The sequence below is a fragment of the Rothia nasimurium genome, assembly GCF_004569295.1.
GTDB lineage: Bacteria > Actinomycetota > Actinomycetes > Actinomycetales > Micrococcaceae > Rothia > Rothia nasimurium_B.
In genome coordinates, this window is record NZ_SPQC01000093.1 from 1 (window position 1) to 1,517 (window position 1,517).

A 1,517-nucleotide genomic window follows, 5' to 3' on the forward strand; every position below is an offset into this window, starting at 1 on the left:
GTCAGGCGGTTGATGACTATATCTATTGGTATAACAACGGTAGGCTTCAGGAGCGATTAAAGGGCCTGGCTCCGATGGGGTATCGGAGCCAGGCTTTGGCAGCCCTGACGGTCTAGGATTAAACCAGTCCAACTTTCGGGGGCTAGTTCAGTGAGGGAGCGGGGCCTTTCTCAAGAAAAGACGCCTGAGGCGGTCTGCTTAGCTGTTGTAGCCAGCGGGTGATACGAAGATCGGTGCGGACGCGGTGGGCAGGTTCACCGAGAAGATGGAGGTGCCCATGCCGTTCCAGCCGCCGTGTACAGCCTGGCCATTGCCAATGTAAACAGCGATGTGCTGCTGGCCGAAACCGTTGGACTGATAGAGAACCAGGTCGCCGGGCTGGGGGTTGGAGGTTACGCTACCCAGAGCCATGTAGTTCATGGGCCAGCCGTGGAAGTTGATGCCAGCGGCGCGCAGGGAGTTGGTTGCCAGCATGGTGCAGTCGGTCTGAGCGTTGACGGCTGCGGCGGCCAGGGCGGCTGCTACAACAGCGTCGCGCTTAGCCTGGTTGGTGGCAGTGGAAAGAGTGGGGGCTGCTGCGGGAGCGGCAGTGGTAGCTGCGGGCGCAGGAGCGGGTGCCTGGGTTGCTGCAGGAGCTACGGTTTCAACAGGGGCGGGAGTTGCCTCTACAACCTCAACGGTCTCGGACTGAACAGCAACGGTGGCTTCTTCGGCAGGAGCTTCAACCAGAGCTTCTTCTACGGCTGCCTCTTCAACGACGGGGGCTTCCTCAACGGGAGCTTCTTCGATGACGGGGGTTGCCTCGACGGGCTTTTCGGGAGCTACGATGTAAGCGGGAACGCCCCAGTTTACAACCTTGCCTTCACCTGCAACGGCGAATGCCTTGAGCAGGGGGGCTGAAACAGCTGCACCGTTGTCTACGGTGGTCTGCGGGGCTTCGTTGACGGCTGCGTTTGCTGCTGCGAGAACAGCACCGGACAAGATGACGCCTACCGCACCTACTGAGAGTGAACGACGCAATGTTGTACCTTTCGTCTCTTCTTGAGATTTCGCAGCCGGGTTGCTGCTACTGCTGGGTGGCCCGTACGTGGGGTTTGTGGGCTCCCATGCTTCCCTCGGAAGCTGATTGGACTCTGAACAGCCTATAACGATTTGGTAACGATGTATACCAAATCGTTATAAAAAATTGATTTTTCTGCCCTATGGCATGTCTCTACAGAGACCCAGAAGGGCCTGGGAATCACCTGTTAATACTGGTCACCCTGGGTTACCGGCGAGTAACCTGTGCGGGCAGAACCCACCGAAATAAAATGCGACACGATAGCGGCTGGGTCACGGTTTCATGACGAAACTGTGACCCGGCCCACTGAACTAGCCCCCGAAAGTTGGACTGGTTTAATCCTAGACCGTCAGGGCTGCCAAAGCCTGGCTCCGATACCCCATCGGAGCCAGGCCCTTTAATCGCTCCTGAAGCCTACCGTTGTTATACCAATAGATATAGTCATCAACCGCCTGAC

Annotated in this window: 3 protein-coding genes; 1 reads left to right on the plus strand and 2 read right to left on the minus strand. The window is 57.5% G+C overall.

Features of this window, described 5'->3' with window-relative positions:
- The coding region (locus E4U03_RS13030; RefSeq protein ID WP_135011154.1) for an IS3 family transposase at positions 1-116 on the plus strand (116 nt) is incomplete at its 5' end.
- An 82-nt stretch (positions 117-198) separates the two neighbouring features.
- Here the strand turns inward: E4U03_RS13030 and E4U03_RS13495 are convergent.
- Together E4U03_RS13495 and E4U03_RS12520 are read right to left on the minus strand one after the other, a co-directional pair.
- The gene (locus tag E4U03_RS13495; RefSeq protein WP_228066318.1) at positions 199-1,020 is read right to left on the minus strand and encodes an NlpC/P60 family protein; all 822 of its coding nucleotides are present in this window, start codon (positions 1,018-1,020) and stop codon (positions 199-201) included.
- A 381-nt stretch (positions 1,021-1,401) separates the two neighbouring features.
- The coding region (locus E4U03_RS12520; RefSeq protein WP_135011154.1) for an IS3 family transposase at positions 1,402-1,517 on the minus strand (116 nt) is incomplete at its 5' end.